The organism is Streptomyces vietnamensis (assembly GCF_000830005.1).
Classification (GTDB): domain Bacteria; phylum Actinomycetota; class Actinomycetes; order Streptomycetales; family Streptomycetaceae; genus Streptomyces; species Streptomyces vietnamensis.
Map to the genome: position 1 here is coordinate 8,662,444 of NZ_CP010407.1, position 21,629 is coordinate 8,684,072.

The 21,629-nt window shown below is 72.0% G+C and carries 25 protein-coding genes and 2 pseudogenes; 10 read left to right on the plus strand and 17 right to left on the minus strand.

Features of this window, described 5'->3' with window-relative positions; genetic code table 11:
* Positions 1-236 precede the first annotated feature (236 nt).
* The 3 genes from SVTN_RS38430 to SVTN_RS38440 all read right to left on the minus strand — a co-directional run bounded on the left by SVTN_RS38430 (position 237) and on the right by SVTN_RS38440 (position 3,096).
* Entirely contained in the window at positions 237-446 is a 210-nt protein-coding gene (locus SVTN_RS38430; RefSeq protein WP_041133197.1) for a ferredoxin, read from the minus strand.
* 14 nt (positions 447-460) lie between these two features.
* Positions 461-1,663 (minus strand): cytochrome P450, encoded by a 1,203-nt coding sequence (locus SVTN_RS38435; RefSeq protein ID WP_041133198.1) that lies wholly within the window; start codon positions 1,661-1,663, stop codon positions 461-463.
* Positions 1,664-1,851: 188 nt separating this feature from the next.
* Complete coding sequence (locus SVTN_RS38440; protein ID WP_041133199.1) at positions 1,852-3,096, minus strand: sensor histidine kinase; 1,245 nt, start codon at positions 3,094-3,096, stop codon at positions 1,852-1,854.
* A 195-nt stretch (positions 3,097-3,291) separates the two neighbouring features.
* On the opposite strand from SVTN_RS38440, the gene SVTN_RS38445 reads away from it, so the two are divergent.
* A complete protein-coding gene (locus tag SVTN_RS38445) occupies positions 3,292-3,516 on the plus strand; it encodes an ankyrin repeat domain-containing protein (protein ID WP_041133200.1) in 225 nt (74 codons plus the stop codon).
* Positions 3,517-3,576: 60 nt separating this feature from the next.
* Complete coding sequence (locus tag SVTN_RS38450) at positions 3,577-4,014, plus strand: glutaredoxin domain-containing protein (RefSeq protein WP_041133201.1); 438 nt, start codon at positions 3,577-3,579, stop codon at positions 4,012-4,014.
* Between the two features lie 4 nt (positions 4,015-4,018).
* Here SVTN_RS38450 and sigJ read toward each other — a convergent pair whose 3' ends face one another.
* Positions 4,019-4,975: an RNA polymerase sigma factor SigJ gene (gene sigJ, locus SVTN_RS38455; protein WP_041133202.1), complete on the minus strand. Its 957-nt coding sequence runs from the start codon at positions 4,973-4,975 to the stop codon at positions 4,019-4,021.
* Positions 4,976-5,154: 179 nt separating this feature from the next.
* On the opposite strand from sigJ, the gene SVTN_RS38460 reads away from it, so the two are divergent.
* Positions 5,155-5,574 (plus strand): hypothetical protein, encoded by a 420-nt coding sequence (locus tag SVTN_RS38460; protein ID WP_041133203.1) that lies wholly within the window; start codon positions 5,155-5,157, stop codon positions 5,572-5,574.
* A 61-nt stretch (positions 5,575-5,635) separates the two neighbouring features.
* Positions 5,636-6,307: a hypothetical protein gene (locus SVTN_RS45970; protein WP_245727813.1), complete on the plus strand. Its 672-nt coding sequence runs from the start codon at positions 5,636-5,638 to the stop codon at positions 6,305-6,307.
* Positions 6,308-6,325: 18 nt separating this feature from the next.
* Here SVTN_RS45970 and SVTN_RS38470 read toward each other — a convergent pair whose 3' ends face one another.
* Both SVTN_RS38470 and SVTN_RS38475 read right to left on the minus strand, forming a co-directional pair.
* A complete protein-coding gene (locus SVTN_RS38470; protein ID WP_245727814.1) occupies positions 6,326-7,270 on the minus strand; it encodes an MBL fold metallo-hydrolase in 945 nt (314 codons plus the stop codon).
* A 137-nt stretch (positions 7,271-7,407) separates the two neighbouring features.
* Positions 7,408-7,686, minus strand: coding sequence for a PaaI family thioesterase (locus SVTN_RS38475; protein ID WP_041134728.1), 279 nt, complete (start codon positions 7,684-7,686; stop codon positions 7,408-7,410).
* A 216-nt stretch (positions 7,687-7,902) separates the two neighbouring features.
* Here SVTN_RS38475 and SVTN_RS38480 point away from each other — a divergent pair, with 216 nt between their 5' ends.
* Positions 7,903-8,457: a GNAT family N-acetyltransferase gene (locus SVTN_RS38480; RefSeq protein WP_041133204.1), complete on the plus strand. Its 555-nt coding sequence runs from the start codon at positions 7,903-7,905 to the stop codon at positions 8,455-8,457.
* Here the strand turns inward: SVTN_RS38480 and SVTN_RS38485 are convergent.
* From SVTN_RS38485 to SVTN_RS38500, 4 genes are all read right to left on the minus strand, one after another.
* Positions 8,450-8,860, minus strand: a complete 411-nt coding sequence (locus tag SVTN_RS38485) for a hypothetical protein (protein ID WP_063782367.1) — start codon at positions 8,858-8,860, stop codon at positions 8,450-8,452. The two genes, SVTN_RS38480 and SVTN_RS38485, sit on opposite strands and share 8 nt — an antisense overlap.
* A 119-nt stretch (positions 8,861-8,979) precedes the next feature.
* Entirely contained in the window at positions 8,980-9,465 is a 486-nt protein-coding gene (locus SVTN_RS38490) for an SRPBCC family protein (protein ID WP_041133205.1), read from the minus strand.
* 94 nt (positions 9,466-9,559) lie between these two features.
* Complete coding sequence (locus SVTN_RS38495) at positions 9,560-9,946, minus strand: VOC family protein (RefSeq protein WP_041133206.1); 387 nt, start codon at positions 9,944-9,946, stop codon at positions 9,560-9,562.
* A gap of 377 nt (positions 9,947-10,323) precedes the next feature.
* Positions 10,324-10,947, minus strand: coding sequence for a histidine phosphatase family protein (locus SVTN_RS38500; RefSeq protein ID WP_041134730.1), 624 nt, complete (start codon positions 10,945-10,947; stop codon positions 10,324-10,326).
* 163 nt (positions 10,948-11,110) lie between these two features.
* Here SVTN_RS38500 and SVTN_RS38505 point away from each other — a divergent pair, with 163 nt between their 5' ends.
* Positions 11,111-11,683, plus strand: coding sequence for a hypothetical protein (locus tag SVTN_RS38505; RefSeq protein WP_245727815.1), 573 nt, complete (start codon positions 11,111-11,113; stop codon positions 11,681-11,683).
* A 112-nt stretch (positions 11,684-11,795) separates the two neighbouring features.
* Positions 11,796-12,326: pseudogene (locus SVTN_RS38510) on the plus strand (GNAT family N-acetyltransferase); the annotation flags it as partial.
* 10 nt (positions 12,327-12,336) lie between these two features.
* Here the strand turns inward: SVTN_RS38510 and SVTN_RS38515 are convergent.
* Entirely contained in the window at positions 12,337-13,536 is a 1,200-nt protein-coding gene (locus SVTN_RS38515) for an MFS transporter (protein ID WP_041133208.1), read from the minus strand.
* Positions 13,537-13,664: 128 nt separating this feature from the next.
* Between SVTN_RS38515 and SVTN_RS38520 the strand changes: the two genes are divergently transcribed.
* Positions 13,665-14,393: a hypothetical protein gene (locus SVTN_RS38520; RefSeq protein ID WP_041133209.1), complete on the plus strand. Its 729-nt coding sequence runs from the start codon at positions 13,665-13,667 to the stop codon at positions 14,391-14,393.
* 83 nt (positions 14,394-14,476) lie between these two features.
* Positions 14,477-14,590 (plus strand): annotated as a pseudogene (locus SVTN_RS46730) (GNAT family N-acetyltransferase); the annotation flags it as partial.
* Here SVTN_RS46730 and SVTN_RS38525 read toward each other — a convergent pair.
* Positions 14,562-14,906, minus strand: a complete 345-nt coding sequence (locus SVTN_RS38525) for an ArsR/SmtB family transcription factor (protein WP_041133210.1) — start codon at positions 14,904-14,906, stop codon at positions 14,562-14,564. The pseudogene SVTN_RS46730 and the gene SVTN_RS38525 sit on opposite strands and share 29 nt — an antisense overlap.
* A gap of 104 nt (positions 14,907-15,010) precedes the next feature.
* On the opposite strand from SVTN_RS38525, the gene SVTN_RS38530 reads away from it, so the two are divergent.
* Complete coding sequence (locus tag SVTN_RS38530; protein WP_041133211.1) at positions 15,011-15,988, plus strand: quinone oxidoreductase family protein; 978 nt, start codon at positions 15,011-15,013, stop codon at positions 15,986-15,988.
* A 67-nt stretch (positions 15,989-16,055) separates the two neighbouring features.
* On the opposite strand, the gene SVTN_RS38535 is transcribed toward SVTN_RS38530, so the two are convergent.
* The 5 genes from SVTN_RS38535 to SVTN_RS38555 form a co-directional block, all read right to left on the minus strand.
* Positions 16,056-16,649: a hypothetical protein gene (locus SVTN_RS38535; protein ID WP_159026567.1), complete on the minus strand. Its 594-nt coding sequence runs from the start codon at positions 16,647-16,649 to the stop codon at positions 16,056-16,058.
* Between the two features lie 179 nt (positions 16,650-16,828).
* Positions 16,829-17,404, minus strand: a complete 576-nt coding sequence (locus tag SVTN_RS38540) for a GNAT family N-acetyltransferase (RefSeq protein ID WP_041134733.1) — start codon at positions 17,402-17,404, stop codon at positions 16,829-16,831.
* A gap of 76 nt (positions 17,405-17,480) precedes the next feature.
* Positions 17,481-18,974 (minus strand): IMP dehydrogenase, encoded by a 1,494-nt coding sequence (locus tag SVTN_RS38545; RefSeq protein WP_041133212.1) that lies wholly within the window; start codon positions 18,972-18,974, stop codon positions 17,481-17,483.
* 486 nt (positions 18,975-19,460) lie between these two features.
* The gene (locus tag SVTN_RS38550; RefSeq protein ID WP_041133213.1) at positions 19,461-20,333 is read right to left on the minus strand and encodes a DUF2382 domain-containing protein; all 873 of its coding nucleotides are present in this window, start codon (positions 20,331-20,333) and stop codon (positions 19,461-19,463) included.
* A gap of 147 nt (positions 20,334-20,480) precedes the next feature.
* A complete protein-coding gene (locus SVTN_RS38555; RefSeq protein ID WP_041134734.1) occupies positions 20,481-21,593 on the minus strand; it encodes an ABC transporter substrate-binding protein in 1,113 nt (370 codons plus the stop codon).
* Positions 21,594-21,629 lie beyond the last annotated feature (36 nt).

The window sequence follows — 21,629 nt, forward strand, 5'->3', positions numbered from 1 at the left end:
GCGGCGAGATCGCCAATGCGGCGACGTCCTCGACACTAGGTCGGCGACCCATAGGTTTCCAATGAAGAAACCAATGCCTCCCATAGGGAGCTCAATGAATGGGCGGGGAACACGCGCACGCTTGAGTCGATTGCTCTCCCGCCTCGCCGAGGAGGCGGCGCAGTTCGGCTGTCCGTGCGCAGGAGCCGGCACCGTGGGCACGGCGGTGCCGACTCCTCGTCAGCCGCGGACCGCCGTCATGTGCGTGCCTCGTCGGCGGGGTCGTGGAGGGTGATCGCCTGTACGGGGCAGGCGCGGGCCGCCTCGCGGACGAGCGTTCCGGCGCCGTCCTCCCGGCCCGGGACGACCGTTCCGAAGCCGTCGTCGTCCTGGGTGAAGACGTCCGGGGAGGTCAGCGCGCACTGCCCCGCGCCGATGCAGACGTTCCCGTCGATCGAGATCCGCATCCGTACCGCTCCTTTCACCAAGTGACGGGGAGTTCGAGCATCCCCTGGATCGTGTCGCCCGGTTTGAACGGGATCTCCTCGGCGGGCACGGCCAGCCGAAGTCCCGGCAGCCGGCGCAGGAGCGTCCCGAGCGCGATCTCCAGCTCCGCGCGGGCGAGGTTCTGCCCGAGGCACTGGTGGATGCCGAAACCGAACGCCACGTGGTGGCGGGCGGACCGGGCCCAGTCGAGGGTGTCCGGATCGCTGTAGGCGGCCGCGTCCCGGTTGATGACCGAGGTCGAGAAGACCACGCCCTCGCCCGCACGGATCACCGTCCCGGCGACATCGATGTCCTCGCGTGCGACGCGGAGCAGCCCGTCGGCGATCGACAGGAACCGCAGCAGCTCCTCGACGGCGGTGGGCACGAGCCCGGGATCCGCCCGCAGCTCGGCCAGCCGCTCCGGGTGACGCAGCAGGGTGTACGTACCCAGGGAGATCATGTTCGCCGTGGTCTCGTGCCCGGCCACGAGCAGGATCGTGGCGAGCTGCACCAGCTCCTCGCGTTCGGGACCGCCGTCCCCGGACCCGCGTGCCACCAGGTCGTCGAGGACGCCGTCGCCGGGCTTCAGCCGCTTGCGGTCGATCAGGTCGCCGAGGTAGCCCTCCAGCTGCGCGAGCGCGTCCTCGGTGTCCGCGGCCGTCGGGCCGCGCAGCAGCCGTCGCGACTGCTCCTCGAAGAAGTCGTGGTCCTCGTACGGAACCCCGAGCAGGTCACAGATGACGATCGAGGGCACCGGCAGCGCGAACGCGCTCACCAGCTCGGCCGGCGGTCCCTGCGCCTCCACCGCGTCGAGGAGCCGGTCCACGGTCTCCTGGATGCGGGGCCGCAGGGTCTCGGCACGCTTGAGGGTGAAGCTGGGGATCAGCAGCCGGCGCTGGGCGTTGTGCTCGGGGTCGTCCCAGCCGAGCAGCGCCGCGCGCCGGCGACTGCGCACGGCCATGGCCCGTTCCGTCGGCATCGGAAAGCCGTCACGGGTGGAGTCGGTGGACAGGCGCTGGTCCGCGAGGAGCGCGCGGGCGGTCGCATGGCCGGTGACGAACCACACCGGCCTCCCGTCCCACAGGGTGACCCGTGACAGCGGGCGCTCCTCCTCGGTCCGGGGGTAGGCGGCGGGCGGGTGGTAGGGGCAGGTTCGGTCCTGGGGGAACGCCACGGTTTTCGTCACGGCTTTCGTCACGGGGGCCTCGCTGGGTGCGAATCGGTGGCAGGGACGGTGGTGCCGTCTCCACTACATGCCTCAGGCACCTATCTGGTCTACGCACAGTTCGGCCATTCCACCGGAACGGGTGCGGCCCGAACGGGGCGGTGGGCGCCGGCCCGCCCCGCAAGGACCCTCGGAGCCCCGCAAGGACGGGTCCGCCGGTGTCACGGCGGTGGCGACAGGGGGATGACGGCCGTCAGGACCGTCCCCTCGCCGGGCGTCGACTCGATGGTGAGGGTGCCGCCGAGCTGTCGGACACGCGCGCGCATGGCGGGCAGCCCGTGACCGCGTACGCCGCCCGGCTTCTCGACCGGGTCGAAGCCGCGGCCGTCGTCGGCGATGTCCAGGACGACCTGGTCGTCCAGGTGGCTGAGGGTCAGGGTCGCGGTGCCGGCGTCGGCGTGCTCGCGGATGTTGGCCAGTGCGCCCTGGGCGATCCGCAGCAGCGCCGCCTGTACGCGGTCGGGGAGGGCGGTGGAGGGCGTGCCGTCCTGGTGGAAGCGGACCCGGAGGGTGTCGGAGGACTCCCGCCCGGCGAGGGTGCGCAGCGCGTCGTCGAGGCCGCCGCCCCCGGCGAGGTCGGCGGGCGCGAGGTCGTGGACGAAGCGGCGGGCCTCGGCGAGGTTCCGTTCGGCGATGGACCCGGCGGTACGGATGTGGCGGCGGGCGGCGGCCGGGTCGGTGTCCCAGAGCCGGTCGGCGGCCTGGAGCAGCATCTGCTGGCTGGACAGGCCCTGCGCGAGGGTGTCGTGGATCTCCATGGACAGGCGTTGCCGTTCGGCGAGGGCGCCCTCGCGGCGCTCGGTCGCGGCCAGCTCCCGGCGGGTGCGGACGAGGTCGATGATGACGGTCCGCAGCCGGTCGGCCTGACGCTGGGAGTAGATGAAGACGGCGGTGGCGACGGCGGCGACGGCGGGCGGCGCGAACATCAGGTTCGGGTCGAAGCCGAAGCGCAGCCGCAGCTTCACCTGCGCGCCCACGACGAACACGGTGAGCAGGACGACGAGGATGATCGCGGACCGGGTACGCAGGGAGCGCAGGCCCGTGTAGAAGAGCGGCACCGCGCACCAGCCGAAGCTCGGCGCCAGGGCCACGAGGGTGAGCCAGGCCCCGATGACGGCCGCCAGCCACAGTCCGTGCGCCGTGGTGGGGGTGGTGCGGCGCCCGTCGGCCCTGCCGCCGCGCCCGTCGGCCTCGCGGGGGCCGAGGACCGGACCGAGCACGTAAAGCAGTGCCAGCACGATGGCGAGGGCGATCACCCAGGGGGTGGCCGGGGCGCCGGGGTGGACGATCAGGTACCGGGTGAGCGAGGAGCACAGCAGGACGAAGAACGCCACGTGCATCACGGTCGCGAGCCAGCCGGCGTCCGGATCGGCCGCCTCCGTGTCGATCGGCGACCGCCTGTCCATCCGCACCGTCCGTTCCTCGTCGCCGACCGTTCCCCCGAGCCCAGGCTATCCGGACGAGCCCGTTCCGAATCGACCGATCGGCTGCCCCCGTGTCCTCCACCGGGTGCATGGAGGACCGCAACAGCCGACTCCTCGCAGCCGCCCGCCGAGGCGACGCCGACGCGGTTCGGGCCACCGCTGGAAGCGGGCGCCGGGGTGGAGGCCCGTGACGAGGAACTGCGCTCCCCGCTGCTGTTCGCCTCGCTCGGCAACCACGTGGAGGCCGCCCGGGTCCTCCTCGCCGCCGGCGCCGCCCCGAACCTCGCGGACGTGGACGGCGTCACGCCCCTGCGGCACGCGGAACGGCGCGGCTTCGACAGGGTCGCGGCCCTGCTGAAAGCCGGCGCGGAAACCCACCGTGAAGGTGTTGACCGGCGGTGATCCGCGGCGGTCCGCGTACGGCACGTTCTCCTCGGTGGCTCCTCGGTAGGCTGTGCTCTCGTGATACGCGCCTGGATCCTGCCGACATTGATGGTCATCAGCGGCTCGCTCGTCGCGATCGGGCTGATCACCAGGGGCAGCCCCGGCCAAGGCGCAGTGCTCCTCCTGGTGTTCCTGCTGCTCGCTGGGGTGAACTCGCCGCTGATCTTCCCGAGGCCGACCGGCGCGGTGGAGGCGCAGCGCCGCAGCACGGTCGACGGCCGGCCGATCGTCTACTGGCGGCCGGGATGCAAGTTCTGCATACGGCTGCGCATCCGGCTGGGCCGCCGCGCCCGCCAGGCGCACTGGGTGAACATCTGGCGCGACCCGGACGGAGCGGCGGTCGTGCGGGCGGCGAACGACGGCAACGAGACCGTGCCGACGGTCGTCGTGGCGGGCCGGCCGTTCACCAACCCCGATCCCGCGTGGGTGCGCGAGCAGCTCTCGCCTCCCGCCTGACGGGTCAGCTCGCTCCGTCCTCCGTCCACGGGCGGAGCTTCTCCGGGTTGCGGACCGCCCAGATGCGGGTGATGCGGCCGTCGGCGAGGTCGAACGCCGCCACGGTCGCGGTGACACCGGCGTCCTGCGCCACGAGGCCGGGCCGACCGTTGACCGTCCGCTCCAGGAGCGTGAGCCCGGGGGCCTTGTCGGCGATGTGGATGAGGTACTGGGCGATGAGCCTGCTGCCCTCGACCGGACGGAGCACGGTGCCGACCAGGCCGCCGCCGTCGGCCGTCATCGTGGCCTCGGGGTCGAGCAGGTCGACCAGGGCCTTGATGTCCTTGGCCTCCCACGCCTCCTTGAAGTCCCGTACCAGAGCGGCCTGTCCGGCCACCGGCGCGGCCGGAGCCCGGGAGGAGCCGATGCGGCGACGGGCCGAGGACGCCAGCTGCCGGCAGGCCGCGGGGGACCGGCCGACGATCTCGGCGACCTCGGCGAAGGGGTACCGGAAGACGTCGTGCAGGATGAACGCCACGCGTTCGGCCGGCGTCATCGACTCCAGCACGACCAGGAACGCCATGTTCACCGACTCGTCCAGGGTGACCCGGTCGGCCGGGTCGACGGTCTCGGACCGGTCGCCGTCCGTGTGCACAACGGCCCACTCCGCGCGGTCGGGCAGCGGTTCGGGTATCCACGGTCCGACGTAGCGCTCGCGCCGGACCCGCGCCGAGCCGAGCATGTCCAGGCAGACCCGGCCGGCCACCGTCGTCAGCCAGGCCCCGGGCGAGTCGACGGCCCCCCGCTGCCGGGGCGACATCGCGTACCAGCGGGCGTACGTCTCCTGCACGGCGTCCTCGGCCTCGGACAGCGAACCCAGCAGCCGGTAGCCGAGGTTGATCAGCCGACGCCGCTCACCGACGACCACGCTCAGGTCCGGCTCGGACAGGTCGTGCCCCGGCTCGATGGTGGGGGTGCTCATGATCGCGACTGCTCCCTGGTTCGTCTCGTGCGATGACGCTCTCGGCCCTGCGTCCGCTCGACGAAGCACCCCTCCGGAAGGGAAAGTCGGCCCCCGCCTCACATTTCACGGGCCTGCGTCGTCGGACAGACGAGACACTATCGAGCCACTGCCGCGAGGCAGAAGAAAAGGATCACGTCATGGCCACCACCACACGGACCACGGCAGTTCGGGGCGCCGGCAGCCGCACCTTCCTGCAGGTCTCGATCGCCCTGCAGACCCTCACCCTCTTCTTCCAGGCGACCACCGCCGGCCTGCTGCTGGCCTCGCCCCACACCGAGGTGCTGCACAGCGTCGGCGCGCGCGTGACGTACGGCGCGACCATGCTGTACGTGCTGGCCGCGATCCTGGCCTGGAAGCCGGGCGGTGGCTCGCCCCGCCCCATCGTCTACTCGACCGGCTTCCTCGTCCTCTCCTCGACACAGGTGGTGCTGGGGATCGCGCACAAGCCGGCCCTCCATGTCCCCCTGGGAGTCCTGATGTTCGCCCTCAGCGTGCTGGCCCTCGGCCAGATCCTCACCGCCCAGCGGAAGGAACGCTCCGGCACGGGACGGCGGTAGTGACCACCGGGCCGACCCCCGGTGGCTGGCGTGATCGCGGAGCCGTTCTACTGTGATCCACATGTCCGTTCCCGTTCACGCCCTCGCCCACCGGCCGTTGACGACCGAGGCCGTCGCCGAGCTCGTGGCGTTGCCGGCCGTGCCGCCCGTCCCGGACGACGTCGACGCCGTCGAAGCGGAAGTACGACTCCGGGGCTGGCACTGGGAGGACGCGCTCGTCTGCGAGTCCTTCCGCACCGCGCACGGCCACGTGCTCTGTACGGATGTGGTCAGCCCGTTCGGATGCCCCGAGGCCCGGACCTTCCTGGTCTTCGGGGAGGTGTACCCCGTCGACCCGCACGACGAGGACATGGCCAACGCCTCGTGGCTGTACGGCCTCGTGGACCGCTGGCAGGAGCAGCCCGGCTGGAGCGGCAGCAGGCCGAGCACCGTCGAGGCGTGCGAGGCCGTCCTCGCGCGGGCCGCGCGGGCGGTGACCGACCACCTCGGCACACCGCCCGAGCGGACGGTCCTGTCCGCCGAAAGCCTCGTCACCGGGCCGCCCCTGACGCACCGGATCTGGCGCACCGCCACGCACGCCCTGGTGCTCGGACCGGCGGCCGACAACGGCCCGTACGGCTACCTCACCCACCTGCAGCTGTCCTGCACGCCCCTCGACTGCGGTCCCGGACTTCCGCCCGCCGAGGACGAGGACGGCCTGGCCGCATGGATCGCCGCGCACATCGACTGGTGACCCGACGGTCCGCGCGGCTCAGCGCGGCTCCACGGCCGGCCACGCGCGCGGGTAGGGCACACGCAGCGACTCGGCCGCCACGGGGGTGTGGCCGGCCGCTGCGTGCAGCCGCCCGTCGCGCAGGACGATGCCGCCGGCGAGCATGGACGTCACCAGTTCGGCGGCCAGCGCCTCGGGGGTGAGACGCAGGAGGCGCGCGGCGTCGGCCAGCCACGCGCGCGCGTGCAGGTACGGCTCGACCTCCTCGGTCGGAATGCCGTCGCGGATCATGAGGGCGAAGGCGAAGATCCGGCGGGCGCCGTACCAGACGGCCCCGTCGGGATCGTCGACGAGCCGTCGCCCCCGGCGCAGGGCGGCGCCGAAGGCGGCCTCGGTGTCGGCGGGGATCGGACCGTGGGAGGGGAGGATCACCCGCGGGTCGAGATCGGCCATCCGCTGGAGGGAGGCGAGCGCGGTGGTGGCCGCGTCGGGCCCGTCGAGGGCGAGGTCGACCCAGCCGACGTCGTAGTCCGACAGCGCGTCACCGACCACGAGCAGCCGCTCCTCCGGCTGCCACAGGGCCAGGTGGCCGGGCGTGTGACCGGGTGTGCGGACGACCTCCCAGTCCGTGTCGCCGAGGCGAAGTACCTGCCCGTCGTCGAGCGGCACGTCGACGGTGTACGGGGCGACGGGCTGGTCCAGGTACTCGGCCGAGCAGCAGCCGGGGTCCCGGCGGGAGATCGCCTCGGCTTCCGGAGCCCCGGCGGCGATGCCCGCGCCGGCCGCCTGGAGCAGGGCGTTGCCGCCGACGTGGTCGGAGTGCCAGTGCGTGTTCACGACCAGGCCGATCGTTCCGGCCCGGGCGCGGGCCCAGTCGGCGGTCTGCTCGGCGTGGCCGACGAACCCGGAGTCGACCAGGGCCGGTTGCCTCCCGTGGAGCAGGAGCGTGTTGGCATCGGGGAACGGCCTCTGCCACCAGGTCACCCAGGACGGCAGTGACGGCGGGGCGGTGGGGGAGGAGGGGGCGGAAGAGGCAGAGGGCCGGCGGCTCACGGGGCGGGCGGCTCCGGTGCGGGGACTCGCCGGGCGGGCCTGCGACCGGTCTGCTCCGGCCCGGGGGCTCACTGCTCCGCTCCGTTCACGCGGATCAGCGTCTGCTGCCCGGCCGCGACGAGCTTCCGCTCGCCGCTGTCCGCGACGGCGCTGGTGCCGCCGGCGTGGAAGTAGCCGTGCTGCTGGGTGACTTCGGGCCGGGCCGGCAGCACGATGTGCACGCGGCCGGGGCCGATGTGCGCTGTCCGTGCACCGAGGTGGGTCATCAGCCCCTGGCGGTCGAAACTCGCCTGGACGCGCCGGCGCACCTCGGGGCTCGCCTGTTCCTGGTGTGTCGGGTCTTCCACGTGCTCCCCTTCGACTTCGACGGACATCACGGTCACGGCGCGGCGCCGGCCCGCGGCCGCCTCGGACCATCGGGCGTTCCGCCGGCAGGAACCCGCCGATGACGATCATCATGGCACCGGGGACGCGGGCCACGGCCCGGGCGACGGTCGGCCCGCGCGAGCGGGCGCCGCATAATCGGTCGACACCCCTGATTCCGATCGGGTTGTCTGGGAGACATGCCGGAACTGCGAACCGATCGTCTTCTGCTCCGCCGCTGGCGGGAGTCCGACCTCGAACCGTGGGCGGCCATGAACGCCGACCCCGAAGTCAGGGAGTACCTCGGGGACCTGCAGACGCGGGAGCAGAGCGATGCCGTCGCGGCCCTCATGCAGGCCGAGTTCGACGAGCGGGGCTTCGGATGGTGGGCGCTCGAGAAGCGGGCGACCGGCGAGTTCGTCGGCCGTGCCGGCCTGGACGTGGTGGACGGGACGATGCCCTTCACCGGGGTGGACGTCGGGTGGCGGTTGACGCGTTCGGCGTGGGGGCACGGCTACGCCACCGAGGCCGCCCTGGCCTGCCTGGCCTTCGGTTTCGAGGTCCTCGGACTGCCGGAGATCCTGGCGTCGACGACCGTCGGCAACCTCCGTTCCCAGGCGGTGATGCGCAGGATCGGCATGACCCGCGATCCGGCGGACGACTTCGAGGACCCGAGCGTCCCCGAAGGACCGTTGCGCCGGTGCGTGCTGTACCGGACCCCGGCGGCGATGCGCGAGGCCTACCGGGTCACTTGACGACGCTCTGCCCGGCGAGGACCTCCTGGGTCTCCTCCCAGACGAGGTAGACGTTGACCCTTCCCGCGCCGCCCGCCACGTCCGCGGGGACGGAGAACGAGATCTTGGCGGACTGGCCGCACACCGGGCTGCTGCTCCTGGTGTCGAGGTAGACCCCGTTCGCGGTGAACGTGTCGACGAGGGTCCTCCGGCAGGAGGTCGAGCTCACGGACTTCTGCTCCCCCTCGATGCCCACCGCCCGGTTGTACCAGGTGATGGTGCCCGTGGTGTAGGTCTGCCCGTAGGGGACGTTGAAGTAGCTGGTGGGGTAGGTGGAAGCGGCGGCGGGGGTTGCCGGCAGGGCGAAGAGCAGTCCGGCCGTCAGACTCGCGGCGCCGAGCGTGGCGATGGCCTTCGTACGCATGTCGTCTCCCGAGGTGTCGTCGCTGAACCGCCGCCCGGCGGCCGGCCGGCGCGGCCCAGTCTCCCGGGAGAGCCGGGCCGGGTCCACAGGGCCTCCGGAGCCGGTGGTGCCGCCGCCCCTCAGGTTCCGGCGGTCGCGGTCCGCGCGATGCGTTCGAGGGTGGTGCGCATGCCGGCCCGGTTGAGGGCGATCCGGCGCTCGGGGTTGGTCCCGGCGAAGACCGTTCCCAACAGGTCGGCGGCCTTGGCCCGGTACCCGTCGGTCCGCAGGTCCTCCCAGAACTCGGTGAGACGGGTGCCCGAGCCCTCCGGTTCGAACCGGTAGCCCCAGCGGGCGATCGGCAGCCCGAAGACGCTGATGTCGAAGACGAACTCGCTGTCCGGACTCATCCGGGTCACCCGTCCCTGGGTCGGCCAGAGGAACGGACCGCGCCGGTTGAACCCGATGAACCGGCTTCCGGCCCGCGCCGGAGGCCGAAGCACCCATACGGACCGGCACTCCGGACTCCAGCGCCCCATGTTCCGGAGGTCCGACACCAGCCGGTAGACGGCCGCCGGCGGCGCGTCGACGACCGTGCTCTCCTCCAGGCTCCACTGCCGATCCATGGCCCGCTCCCCTCGCACCGTGTGGGACTGCCCCCACTTCCTACTCGCGGGTACGTTAGCGGGCGCGTGGGCCGCCTGTCTCCGGGGCCGGGGCTCAGTCCTCGACGTCCTGCGGGTACCAGCGCAGTTCGACCGTGTTGCCGTCGGGGTCCTTCACGTAGACCGACTGGGCCGAGCCGCGTGCGCCCCAGCGGGGGACGGGGCCCTCCAGGACGTCGAACGTGCCGGAGTCGATGACCTCCTGCCAGTCGAGGGGGTCCACGACCAGGCAGATGTGGTCGACGTTGGACTCGCCCCGGGGGCGGGAGAAGAGGTCGATGACGGTGTTCTCGTTTATCCGCACGGACGGGAACGACACCTTGCCGGCCCGCCACTCCTCGACCCGCTCGGGCGCGAGGCCCAGGGCGCCGGTGTAGAACTCGAGGGACTTGTCGACGTCGGTCACATTGAGTACGAGGTGGTCGAAGGCTTTGACTCGCATGATGGGTACCTCACCTTTCCGGGGTCGGGTCTCGACTTGATGATCATGGTCACCGAGAAGGCCCTGATCAAGAGCCCCGGCCGACCCTGATCCGGACGGAACGGCTCCGGCGCCCGCTTCCCGGGCCGCCCGCCTCGTGTGGGGCAACAGTGCTCCCATGCTCGCTCACGCATGGTCTCACTGAACGGGGGCGCAGTGACAGAGGGGGCACGGGCGGGCGATGCCGTCGGCGGCCGCTACTGGTTGGTCCAGGTGATGGCGTGTGGGGCGGCGTCGTGGTCATCGCGCTGCCCAGGAGCCGATGACAGAGGTGTGGATCTCAACGAACTGGTGGTGCGCGGAGAAGAAGTGCCCCCCAGGGGACGCCCGACGCCACGTCAGATGTGCAGCTCGGAAGGGAACCCGGTCCAGCGCAGCTCGGCGGGGAGGTGGCCCGTGTCGTTGAAGAAGAGGACGGCCGGGGCCCGGCCGGGCGCGTAGCGCAGGACGGTCAGTGCGGCGTTGGCCTGGTTGATGCCCATCCAGCGCCCCTTCGGCGCGTCGAGGGCCTCCCGGACGAGCCAGGCGATCAGGAAGTTGTGCGTGATGACGAGCTCGTGGCGCGGCTGGTCACCGTCGACGGGCCCGGTGAAGCGGGCGACGGCCTCCGCGGCAAGCCCGGGGCCCTGTTCGCGCTCCTCCGCCGGGAACTGGGCCAGGAACCCGAGCATGGCGTCGGCCGACTCCGCCGGCAGCTCCTCGCGGCGCGGCACGTACGGGACGTAGTCGCCGGCCGCCGGGGACATGTGCAGGGGAACCCCGTCGAGCTGTTCGTGGACGATTCGAGCCGTCTGCTCCGCGCGCGCGAGCGGGCCGTGGTGGATCGCCGTGAGCGGCGCCTTCCGGAGCCGCTCTCCGAGCAGAACGGCCTGGCGGCGGCCGCGGTCCGTCAACGTGCTCTCGTCCTCGGACGCTTCACCGTGGCGCGCCAGGTACAGGTAGCGGGCAGCGGTTCCCGTCATGCTCGGCTCCTTCGACAGGTTCGTGATCTTGCGAACGTCCGGAGGGACGTGGTTCGACACCGTTCGGTTCCCCCTGGATCCTCCGTCGGCTCGTCGCTTAACGTCCGGAGTGAAACGTGATCAGATAATGATCAGTGGACTGCAAGCGGCTTCGAGGGGTGCTGTGGATCTCGGCTCTGTGTTCATCGCGGTGGCAGGTGTGGCAGGAACATTGGGCGGCTCGTTGCTCACCCAACGCGCCTCCGAACGGGCGAAACGCCGGGAGATAGAGCTGGTCCGGGAGCAGGAGGAGGTCAGCGAGAACCTGGCTCTCCGACGCACCAGTTACGTGGAGCTCAACCGGGACGCACGTCAGTTCACCACGGCGCTCAGCCAGTTCCTGCACGTCATGCAGGAACGGAGGGTCGAAGAGGCCGATCGCGCGGAGCTCGACGAGGCGAAAAGAACCCACCGCGACACGTACTCCCAAGCACAGCTGATCGTCCCCGACGACGTGCTCGCCTGCGCGGGTGCGGTCAACAAAGCCCTGAACAGGGTGTACGGCCAGGTCAAACGCCTCGACCGGGAAGAGCCCAAACCCGGGGAGACGATCGCCACCGCCTTCGGCGCCCAAGCGGAGGTCTGGGAACTGCTGAAGATCCTGAGGACCTTGATGCGCCGAGACCTCGGGGTGGCCTCTGCGAGTGACGACGCGTCGGTGCGCCTCCCCACGCAACTGGTCGATCCTCGCATCTGACGTGAGCGCGCCCGCCGGCGCGCTTCTCCTCGACCGTCGACGACGAGAGCAGAAAGGCCCCGGGCCGTTGCGCAGCACTGCCCCGGGGCCGACACGAAGGGACCAGGCCACGATGACAGACCATCACCCTCCCGCTTCGCCGACCGTGCTGCGGCTCACGGACTATACGAAGAGCGACCAGATCGAGATCCTCGGCGACAGTGCTGATCCCTTCGGCGTGGCGGACGTCGGACTGACATGGCTGCCCAAGAAGGAGCATTTCGGCATCAGGCGGAACGGCCGCCTCGTCGCGCACGCCGGTCTGCTGCAACTCCCCCTGTCGATCGACGGTGTCGGGACGCAGGTGGTGGGTGTCGGCGGCGTGGCCGTCGCTCCCGACCTGCGGGGGCACGGACTGGCGCGGGCGGTCGTGTCGGCGGCCCTGGACCACGCGCGGGAGATGGGACCACGGTACGGGCTTCTCTTCTGCCGCCCACCGCTCGTCCCGCTCTACCGGCGACTCGGCTGGCGAACCGTCGAGCAGGAGGTCCACGTCGAACAACCCGAGGGGCCCGTGATCATGCCGCTGCGGACGATGTGGACGCCGCTGCGCGAGGACACGAGCTGGCCGCCGGGAGAGGTCCGCCTGCTCTCGCTCCCCATGCGATCGCCACTCAGCCCTCATGGACCCCCGTTCTCACCGGTCGGCGCAGCACATACGTGGCGGCCGAGGCGACCAGGAGCAGCATGCAGCCGGTGAACACCAGGCCCGCCTGTTCCAGGCCGAGCGGTCCGGACAGGAGGCCGACTCCGATGACCGGGATCGAGATGCCCGTGTAGGCGACCACGAACAGGGTCGAGATCACCGCCGCGCGCCGTTCCACCGGCGCGGCCGCGGCGATGGCGGACAGGGCCGCGCGGAAGGAGAGGCCCTGGCCGGCTCCGCCGACGACGGCGGCGAGGACCACGAGGACCAGGAGTTCCGCGGAGAGCGCCCCCGCCAGGAAGGCCAGGCCGGCGAGGAGCACGGCGCAGCCCAGCGGCAGGGACCGGGACACTCCGAAGCGGTCGACGGCGAGTTGTCCGGCGGTGGAGGCGAAGAAGGCCAGCGCGACGATCAGACCGCTCACCGCGTGGTTGTCCACGTGCAGGTAGCGGGCCAGGAAGGCGGGACTGACCGAGGTGAACACCCCGAACAGGGCGAACCCCGCGAAGGAGGCGGTCGCCGCCGGCACGAACACCGGACGGACCTGCGCGGGCAGGGCCGGCCGTTGCGGCCGTACGGCGGTCAGGGGCCGCGGCTCCCGCACGGTCTCCGGCAGCCGCAGGAGGACGACGGCGGACACGATCACCAGGGCGAGGTGCACGGCGAACGGGAGCAGCAGCGGCTCGGGGGCGTACTCCGCGAGCAGGCCCGCGAGCAGGGGACCGCAGCCGAGCCCGCCCATGTTGGCGGCCGTCGCCACGAGCGTCGCCCGGGACTGGCCGCCGGGCGGGGCGAGGTCCATGACGTACGCGGTGGCGGCCCCCGTGAACAGGCCGGCCGACAGGCCCGAGAGCAGCCGGCCCGCGTACAGCCATCCCAGTGCGTCGGCGGACAGGAAGCAGATCGCGCTCGCCGCCGCGAACCCGAGTCCCCACAGCAGCGTCGGCCGTCTGCCGACCGTGTCCGAGGCGTTGCCCGCGAGGAGCAGGACGCCGATGACCCCGAACGCGTACACGGCGTACACGACGGTCACCGTCAGCTCGGAGAACCCGAACTTCTCCTGGTAGAGGGGGTAGAGCGGCGTCGGCAGCGTGGTGCCGGTCATCCCCACGACGAACACGGCCCCGGCGAGCAGACACCGGAGCCACCCTTGACGATCACCCACCATGCCGCCGACCGTATCCCCGCCGCCCGTCTCCGCCCGGCGACGCGACGCCCGCCGGCGGGGCATCGACCGTGTGGCCCAAGGGGCCTCCCGCAGGAGGCGTTCGCCGCCCGCCGGGGCAGACTGTGCGCATGCACGGATGGACCCGATCGGGCACGGAACCCGGCCCCGCCCTGTACGGACGCCTGCGCGTCGAGACCGATGACCTCGCACCGGCGCGCTGGCTCGACGAACGCCACCCCGGCCACGGCGACTTCGGCACCGTCGCCGGTGTCGCCGCCCCCGGCTTCCCGGCGTACGCGCGCGTACTGCACCCCGCGAGCCTCGACGAGGTCCCGGTCCGCTGGGACACCGTCGCCGCCGCCTACGGACGGCGGGTCGAGGCGCTGACGGACTGGCACGAGGTGATCGGCGCGGAGCGGTTCTACCAGAACCTGGGGGAGTACGGCCTGCCCGGCGTATGGGACGAGCACCCCGGCGAAGGCCCCACGCCCGGCGGCGTCGCGCGCGCCATGATCCCCGTCCTCGCGCGGCACACGAGCACACCGGAGCGGTGCTGGTTCGGGCTGTGGGAGGGGTACGGGCGCCGGGACTGGCACGGGGTACCCACCTTCCCGACGCCCGAGAGGGACGAGATCCTGCTGTCCGGGACGCTGGCCGACGCCGTGTCCCCCGAACTCCTGGACGAGTTCGCCGAGCTCCCCGACCTGTGGTGGCCGCAGGACCGCGCCTGGTGCGTGGGCGGCGACGTCGACCTGGTGAGCACGTACGTCTGCGGATCCGAGGAACTGATCGCCGACCTGCTCGCCACGCCCGGCCTTGAGGCCCACCGGGTCACGGCGACCGACAGGGTCGGCTGATGCGGACCGGACGACGCGGATCGCGGCGACCGGGTACGGAGGGGCTCCTGCGCACGGGACGCGCCACGCTCGTGCGGTCGCTCACGATGCTCATGTGCGGGCTCGCCGACCCCCGTATGAAGATCGAGATCGAGGTGTACGCACGGCGGACCGTCGCGTGTGGGGCGCTCAGTCCAGCTCGTCGGCACGCAGGGTGAGTGCGAGGAGGCCGGGGAAGCGGGCGTCGAACTCCTCGCGGCGCAGTCGGTTGAGCCGCTTGGGCCCCTGATCGCGCTGTTCGACGAGGCCGGCGCCGCGCAGGACGGTGAAGTGGTGGCTCTTCGCCGCCCTGCCGACGGGCACGTCGAAGTTGCTGCAGCTGAGCGTCCAGTCGGGCTGGGCGGCCAGTTCGCGGATCAGCTGGATGCGCACGGGGTCCGCGAGCGCGGAGAGCGCGGTGAGGAGGGCGACGTCGTCGGGGTGCGTGTGCACGGGCGCCGCACGGTGGCCCGTGCCCCCAGCCTGCTCCGGCATTCCGCTCACTCCTCCGCCGATATGTGCTTGCTCAATGTTCGATGACCATCATACAGTGCGAGTGTTCGCTTCCCGTTGAATACTCCTTGGAGGGTGGTTCGTCCATGCGCGCGATCGAGTTCCACGAGTACGGCGGTCCCGAGGTCCTGCGGCTCGTCGAAGCCGCGACACCCCGGCCGGGCCCGGGCCAGGTGGCCATCGACGTCGCCTGGGCCGGAGTGAACTTCGCCGACGTCAAGGCACGCACGGAGGGATACCGGGTCGCCGAACTGCCCTACCGGCCCGGCCTCGAGGTCTCCGGCCACGTCCGCGCCCTCGGCGAGGGCGTCGACGGCCTCGAAGTGGGCCAGGAGGTCGCCGCCCTCGTCGGCGGCGGCGGATACGCCGAGGTGGTCCTCGCCGAGGCCTCGACCGTCTTCGCCCTCCCCGAGGGCCTCGACCTGCGGACCGCGGCCACCCTCCCCACGGTCCTGCCGACCGCGCACGCCCTGATCCACGAGGTGGGGCGGCTGCGGGCGGGGGAGAGCGTGCTGGTGCACGGCGCGGCGGGAGGCATCGGCACGGCCGTCGGCCAACTGGCCCGGGCGGCGGGTGCGGGGGCGGTGTACGGCGTCGCCTCCACCGAGGCGAAGGCCGCGTACGCCCTGAAGTACGGCTACGACGAGGTCTTCCGGCCCGACACCTTCACCGAGGACGTCCGGCGGGCCACCGGCGGCAGGGGAGTCGACCTCGTCCTCGACCCGATCGGCGGCGACACCCTGCGCCGCGGCCTGGACGCCCTGGCCGCCTTCGGGCGCCTGGTCTCCTTCGGCAACGCCGGCGGCGGCGCGCCGTGGCAGGTCGGCCAGCCCGAACTGTACGGCCAGGGCCACTCCGTCGCGGGCTTCTCCGTCCTGACGCTCGCCCAGACGGCACCCGCCGCCGCGCGCGCCCTGACCGAACGCGCCCTGCGCGCGGTCTCCGAGGGGACGGTGACCCTCCCCGTCACCGCCGAGTTCCCCCTGTCCGAAACGGCCGAAGCCCACCGGCTCCTGGGCGGACGCGGCTCCACGGGCAAGCTCCTGCTGCGCGTGAAGGACTGACCGCCCCCCCGCCGAAGGCCACCGCGAGGCGGCCTCCGGATCGGCGATGCCGCCCGGCATGACGGATTCACAGCTGGTGGATCCAGGCGATGACCAGCACGATGCCGGCGGCGGACGAGAGCAGCAACGCGAGCACGGGGCCCCATCCCACCCTGCGGCCCCACATCCCGCCCGCCAGGCGGGCGTGCAGACCGCCCAGCAGCCAGAGGGCTCCCAGAGCGGCGGCCGCGAACGGCAGGGCGACGAGGAAGTGCACGATCCACGCCCCGGCGAGACTCGGGCCGCCCCAGGAGTGGTCGTAGGGACCCTGGTCGACGAGGCCGTAGAACACGCCGCGCAGGACGAACAGGACCTCGATGCCCACCGGGATGAGGGCGAGCAGCCCGAGCGGCACGCACAACAGCGCGTGCGCCAGCAGGCGCCACGTGCCGGGTTGCCGGGCCGACGACAGCGCTGCCGGCTGCTGCCCGGCGGCCCGGGCCCACCAGGCGCGCGCCCGGTCCGCACGCCCTGCCGCAACCGCCCCGAGCGTCGCCACGGAGGCCGGCAGCAGCGCTGCGGTGTATCCGATCCGGCTCGCGGCTCGCGCGAGGACGACACGGGAACCGGGTCCCGAGGGCTGCTGCTCGTTGCGGGTGCGCCGCGACACAAGGAATGACATGACCTGTCCCCGTTCTCATGATCGTCGGCTGCTGCCGACGCACGGAAGGGTAGGGAGGAGGCGCCGTCGACCACGTCACACCACGGTGCCAAGCCGGCCCCGTACCCGAGTAGGGGGGTGGGAGGCGGGCGGCGGAAGGACCGGGCCATCCGTCCGAACACCCGGTGCGCGACCCGCGGTCAGTCCTGGCGGCGGAGGTCGAGCATGCAGAAGACCTTGTCGTAGCGGCGTTCGCCGACGGCGACGAAGTCGGGCAGCCGGCCGTACTCGGTGAAGCCCAGCGAACGGTAGAGGTGCAGGGCGTCGGCGTTGTCGCCGCGGGCGTCCAGGGTGAGGACCTCGATCCCCGCCTCCCGGGCGTCGGCGATCAGGGCGGCGGTCAGCGCCCGGCCGACTCCGCGCCCTTGGGCGGCGGCGTCCACCGCGAGCTTCTCGAGATCGGCGTGTGGCCGATGGGTCGGCCGGGCGTAGCGGAGCCAGTACCCCAAGCCGACGATCCGGCCGTCGAGGTGGGCCACGCGGAGGGCCGCGTCCCCGGCGCGTACGGCGGAGAGGACATGGTCCAGAAGCTCCGCCACCTCGTCCCGCGAGGGCGGCTCGACCCAGCCCAGCGCGGCGCCTCCACGCACCAGGTCCGCGAGGATCCGGTGGGCCGACTCCGCGAACCGTCCCTCCAGATCCGGATCGGAAGTGAGCGCCAGGGCGTCGAGGACGGTGGTCTCGGCGGTCGCGTCATGGGGCGGGGGCGGCGTCATGATCAATAGCCTAGCCACCCCGAGGACCGGGCCGGGCCGCCGCCGCGGTCAGGCCCGCGGCGGCGACCCGGCCGGATCACTCGCCGGAGTCGATGGTGGGCTGGCGCAGCTGCACCTCGGCGCCGGTCTGCTTGAAGGACTCCGCCGACACCGGAACGAGCACCGCGTCGCGGTGGAAGTCCCGCAGGTTCGTCGACCCGCAGCTGATCATCGTCGAGGTCAGCTTCGCCCGGGTCCGCTCCACGTTGTCGTACAGGCTGCCCGCGTAGGGCACATAGCCGTCGACGCCCTCCTCGAAGACCATCTGGCCGCGCTGGCCGTACCGGGCCGCGTTCTGCGCGCGCCGCGAGCCCTCACCCCAGTACTCCTTGTACCACTGGCCACCGATCTGCAGCTTCCGCGACGGGCTCTCGTCGAGCCGGGCGAAGTAGCGGCCCAGCATGATGAAGTCCGCCCCCATCGCCAGCGCCATCGCCATGTGCGAGTCGTTGAGCAGACCGCCGTCGCAGCACAGCGGCACGTACACCCCGGTCTCCTGCGCGTAGGCGTCGCGCGCCTCGACCACGTCGAGCAGCGCGGAGGCCTGCCCGCGGCCGATGCCCTTCTGGGCCCGGGTGGTGCAGATGGCCCCGCCGCCGATCCCGACCTTCACGAACGCCGCGCCCGCATCGGCCAGATAACGGAAGGCCCGTCCGTCCACGACGTTCCCCGCGCCCACGTGGACGTCGTCCCCGTACGTCTCCCGGGCGAACTCGACCGTCCTCGCCTGGTACACGGAATAGCCGTCGGAGGAGTCCAGGCACAGCACGTCCGCACCGGCCTCCACCAGGGCGGGAATACGGTCCTTGAAGTCACGGGAGTTGATGCCGGCGCCGACCCGCAGCCGCTTCTCGCCGTCCACGGTCGCCCGGTGGTACGTCTTGTGGGCCTGGTAGTCCCTCTTGAGGACCAGGGAGACGACCCGGTCGTCCTCGATCACCGGAAGAACGTCCAGATGGTGCTTCCAGATCAGTTCGTTCGCCTCGGACAGCGAGACCGTGGCCGGCGCGGTGACCAGGCCGTCGCGGCCCCGCATCCGGTTGCCGGCGGTCTCGGAGGCCCCGTGACGCTCCAGGTGGAAGTCGTCGAGGCTGATGATCCCGAGGAACGCGCCGTCGGCCTCCCCGCTCCGTGTGACCACGGCCACGCCCTGCTCGGTGTCGGCCAGCTGCCGGGAGACCTCACCGAGAGGCGTCGTCGGCGCCACGGTGACCTCGCTGGTCCGGAAACCGGCCTTGTGCCGCTTCACGGACAGCACGTCCGCGGCCTGGTCCTCGACCCGCTGGTTCTGATGGATGAACGAAAGGCCGCCGACCTGAGCCAGGGCCACCGCCAGCGTCGGTGACGACACCGCCTGCATGATGGCGCTCACCATGGGGGTGGCGACCCGGATTCCCGGCTCCTCGCCGACCCGGTGACGCACCAGCGGCGCTCCGACATCCACATTGTCCGGTGTGCAGTCTTCTGTGGTCAGGCCGGGGATGAGGAGGTACTCACTCAGCGTACGAGAGATCTCGGGAAGGATTTTCACATCGTCTCCAGCGAGGAGCCCGCGCGCCGGGTCGCGGCGGATCGGCGAGGCTCGAACGGTCGGTGCGGATCGATGCCGGCCGGTTGCGCACTGTCGGAAGGAGGCGCTCTGTACATGTGGAGAGCGGGCGCGCCCGGCGGAGGCAGTGCTCGCACGCGCGGCCGCATCGACAGCGAAGGCGCGACAGATCCGAATCCGGCGGTGCTGCACAGGCGTTGACTTCCATGACGCCATACGTGATCTTAGCGCACCGCTCGTGTACGCCCGTTCGGGAGCCGGACCCGGCACACGACGCTCACGAGCGGACGAACACGGCCACGTCGCAGCGTTCGAACGAGGGATCACGCGGGACATCAAGGCCGGGTCGAACGAGCCCGCCGGAGCGGGCACGACTCATGGACCGATCCTCGACCGTGCCCGTCCGGCCCGGGGGCGGGCCGGACGGGCACGGTTGAGGATGTGTGGGAAACGGGGGAGGTGCGTGGGCTACTTGTCGCGTCCCTCGTCGCGGTCCCGAGGCATGTCGGCGATGTCGTCGGTCTCGACGTCGATGCGCTCCTTGCGCACCTGGCCGGTGACCGTCTCCTCCTCGGTGACCTCGTCCGTACGCAGACTGACGCGCTCGACCGGGACGGCCCGCGTCTCGATCACGGGACGCTCCTCGTGGAGGGTCACCTCATGCTCGGCCTCGGTGATCTCGGGCCCGGACAGGGCCTGTTCCCGGTTGGCGTCCGTGATCGGCTCGCGTTCCAGGTGAACTTCCTCGTGGCGTACCGGTACGGTCTCCTGGACCTCCTCGGTGACGACGTACTTCCGCAGCCGGACGTGCCCGGTCTCGACCCGCTCGGTGCCCACGTGCATCTGTTCCTCGGACCGGGTCATCGCGTCGTCGCCGGTCGGACGGCCCGTACGCGCCGTCCCCCGGTCCGTCGTGTTCTCGGCGCCCGCCCTGCCTTCGGTGCCCGTCCTGCCGGCCGCGCCGGCGGTGCCGTGTGCCCAGCCTCCCTCGCCGGGCCGGTTCGCCCGCTGCCAGGCGTCGTCCCAGGCGATGCCGTAGTACGCGTAGAGGCGCTGCTCCTCGCCGGCGTCGAGATGGCCTCCGCGGTCGACGTCGACGCGCGGAGCGTCCTTGATCCTGTCCTTGGGGTAGGGAACCTTCAGATGGTCGTCGACCATGGATGCGTCCTTGATCGGGACGAAGGATTCGCTGGTCCCGAACAGTCCCGTCTTGACGGTGACCCATGCGGGGCGACCCGTGGCGTCGTCGACGAACACGTGGCGGGCTTCGCCGACCTTCTTGCCCTCGGTGTCGTACACGGGATGATCCAGCACGGTGGGGATCTGCTCCTTGGCGATCATGTTCACCCTCCTGGCGTCGTCGTGGTCGCCCTGCGACTAACCGGGGAAAGGAGCCGTAACCCCGTGAACCGCAGTTGATTTGATTGATTGATCTCTAGTTGATCCTTGAAATGAAGGGAGTTGCTCGTTTCGCCGCTCAGGGCGCTCTCAGCCCGTGTGGCGGACGCGGAAGCGATCGGGTGCCGCCGGGTCCCGATCCGCGACGTGGAGGGGCGCCCACGTCCATTGCCACACGCCGATGCCCGGCGTACGGGAGAACCGGATCGGCCCGCGGGTGCCCTCGACCGCCACGCGCGGCCAGGACCCGGCGATGCCCGGCCGGTCCGTGCCCCGGGAACGCAGCACCGAGGCGAGGACGGTGACGGTGTCCCAGCCCTCGAAGGCGACGAACGAGGGTGCTCCGCCCAGCCGTTCGCGGAGCTCCTTCGCGACGCGCTCGCCGAGCGGACCGAGGTGCTCGGGCAGGTAGCGCAGGAACGGGATCCCGGCACCGTCCTCGCCCAGCGCCGAGGCCCATGCGGCGAACTCCGGCTGCCCGGCCGGAGCGCCGATCAGCAGCTCCGCGAGCCGCCGGTCGCCCCGGACGGCCCTGACGATCGGCACCGCCGGCTCCGGAGTGCCGACCAGCAGGAGGAGCGCCGCCGCGTTGTGCTCGACGAGCGCGTCGCACAGGGCCTCGGGGGCGAGGGCGTTCGCGTCTAGTTCGACGACGGTGCCGCCGTGGGGAGCGAGGTGGTCCCGCAGGACACGGGTCCCGGAAGCCCAGTAGACGCTCGGCTGGGTCGCCACGGCGATCCGGTGCCGACCCTCGGAGAGGAGGAAGTCCGCGAAGATCCGCCAGCCGCGGGACTGGGCCGGGGCCAGGCGCGCGACCCACTCCGTGGGCTCCTCGGTGAGGCCGTCGAGCACCGCGGACGAGCAGAGGAACGGCACGCCGAGGGCGTCGGCCCGGGCGGCGGCGGCGCGGGCGACGACGCTGTGGTACTCGCCCACCACGGCGGCCACGCCGAGGCCGGCCAGTTCGTCCACGGCCGCCGCGGCCCGCTCCGGATCTGCCGCGGTGTCCCGGACCAGCAGCTCCAGGGGCCTGCCGTCGATCCCGCCGGCCTCGTTGACCTCGTGCACGGCCAGGTCGAGCCCCGCGAGCAGGTGTCGGCCCGCCTCGACCCAGCCGGGCCGTGTCAGCGGGACGAGAGCGCCCAGGCGGACGGACGACCCGTCGGCGTGTTCCGCTGCGGACGGCGAGGGTGGCGTGATCATGCCGGTCATTGGAACCACTGCCGTCGCCCGTGGCAA

Coding starts and splice junctions, on each gene's coding strand:
- SVTN_RS38430 (WP_041133197.1), bottom strand. CDS start 446: ATGCGGATCTCGATCGACGGGAACGTCTGCATCGGCGCGGGGCAGTGC.
- SVTN_RS38440 (WP_041133199.1), bottom strand. CDS start 3,096: ATGGACAGGCGGTCGCCGATCGACACGGAGGCGGCCGATCCGGACGCC.
- sigJ (WP_041133202.1), bottom strand. CDS start 4,975: ATGAGCACCCCCACCATCGAGCCGGGGCACGACCTGTCCGAGCCGGAC.
- SVTN_RS38460 (WP_041133203.1), top strand. CDS start 5,155: ATGGCCACCACCACACGGACCACGGCAGTTCGGGGCGCCGGCAGCCGC.
- SVTN_RS45970 (WP_245727813.1), top strand. CDS start 5,636: ATGTCCGTTCCCGTTCACGCCCTCGCCCACCGGCCGTTGACGACCGAG.
- SVTN_RS38480 (WP_041133204.1), top strand. CDS start 7,903: ATGCCGGAACTGCGAACCGATCGTCTTCTGCTCCGCCGCTGGCGGGAG.
- SVTN_RS38485 (WP_063782367.1), bottom strand. CDS start 8,860: ATGCGTACGAAGGCCATCGCCACGCTCGGCGCCGCGAGTCTGACGGCC.
- SVTN_RS38490 (WP_041133205.1), bottom strand. CDS start 9,465: ATGGATCGGCAGTGGAGCCTGGAGGAGAGCACGGTCGTCGACGCGCCG.
- SVTN_RS38495 (WP_041133206.1), bottom strand. CDS start 9,946: ATGCGAGTCAAAGCCTTCGACCACCTCGTACTCAATGTGACCGACGTC.
- SVTN_RS38500 (WP_041134730.1), bottom strand. CDS start 10,947: ATGACGGGAACCGCTGCCCGCTACCTGTACCTGGCGCGCCACGGTGAA.
- SVTN_RS38515 (WP_041133208.1), bottom strand. CDS start 13,536: ATGGTGGGTGATCGTCAAGGGTGGCTCCGGTGTCTGCTCGCCGGGGCC.
- SVTN_RS38520 (WP_041133209.1), top strand. CDS start 13,665: ATGCACGGATGGACCCGATCGGGCACGGAACCCGGCCCCGCCCTGTAC.
- SVTN_RS38525 (WP_041133210.1), bottom strand. CDS start 14,906: ATGCCGGAGCAGGCTGGGGGCACGGGCCACCGTGCGGCGCCCGTGCAC.
- SVTN_RS38530 (WP_041133211.1), top strand. CDS start 15,011: ATGCGCGCGATCGAGTTCCACGAGTACGGCGGTCCCGAGGTCCTGCGG.
- SVTN_RS38535 (WP_159026567.1), bottom strand. CDS start 16,649: ATGTCATTCCTTGTGTCGCGGCGCACCCGCAACGAGCAGCAGCCCTCG.
- SVTN_RS38540 (WP_041134733.1), bottom strand. CDS start 17,404: ATGACGCCGCCCCCGCCCCATGACGCGACCGCCGAGACCACCGTCCTC.
- SVTN_RS38550 (WP_041133213.1), bottom strand. CDS start 20,333: ATGATCGCCAAGGAGCAGATCCCCACCGTGCTGGATCATCCCGTGTAC.
- SVTN_RS38555 (WP_041134734.1), bottom strand. CDS start 21,593: ATGATCACGCCACCCTCGCCGTCCGCAGCGGAACACGCCGACGGGTCG.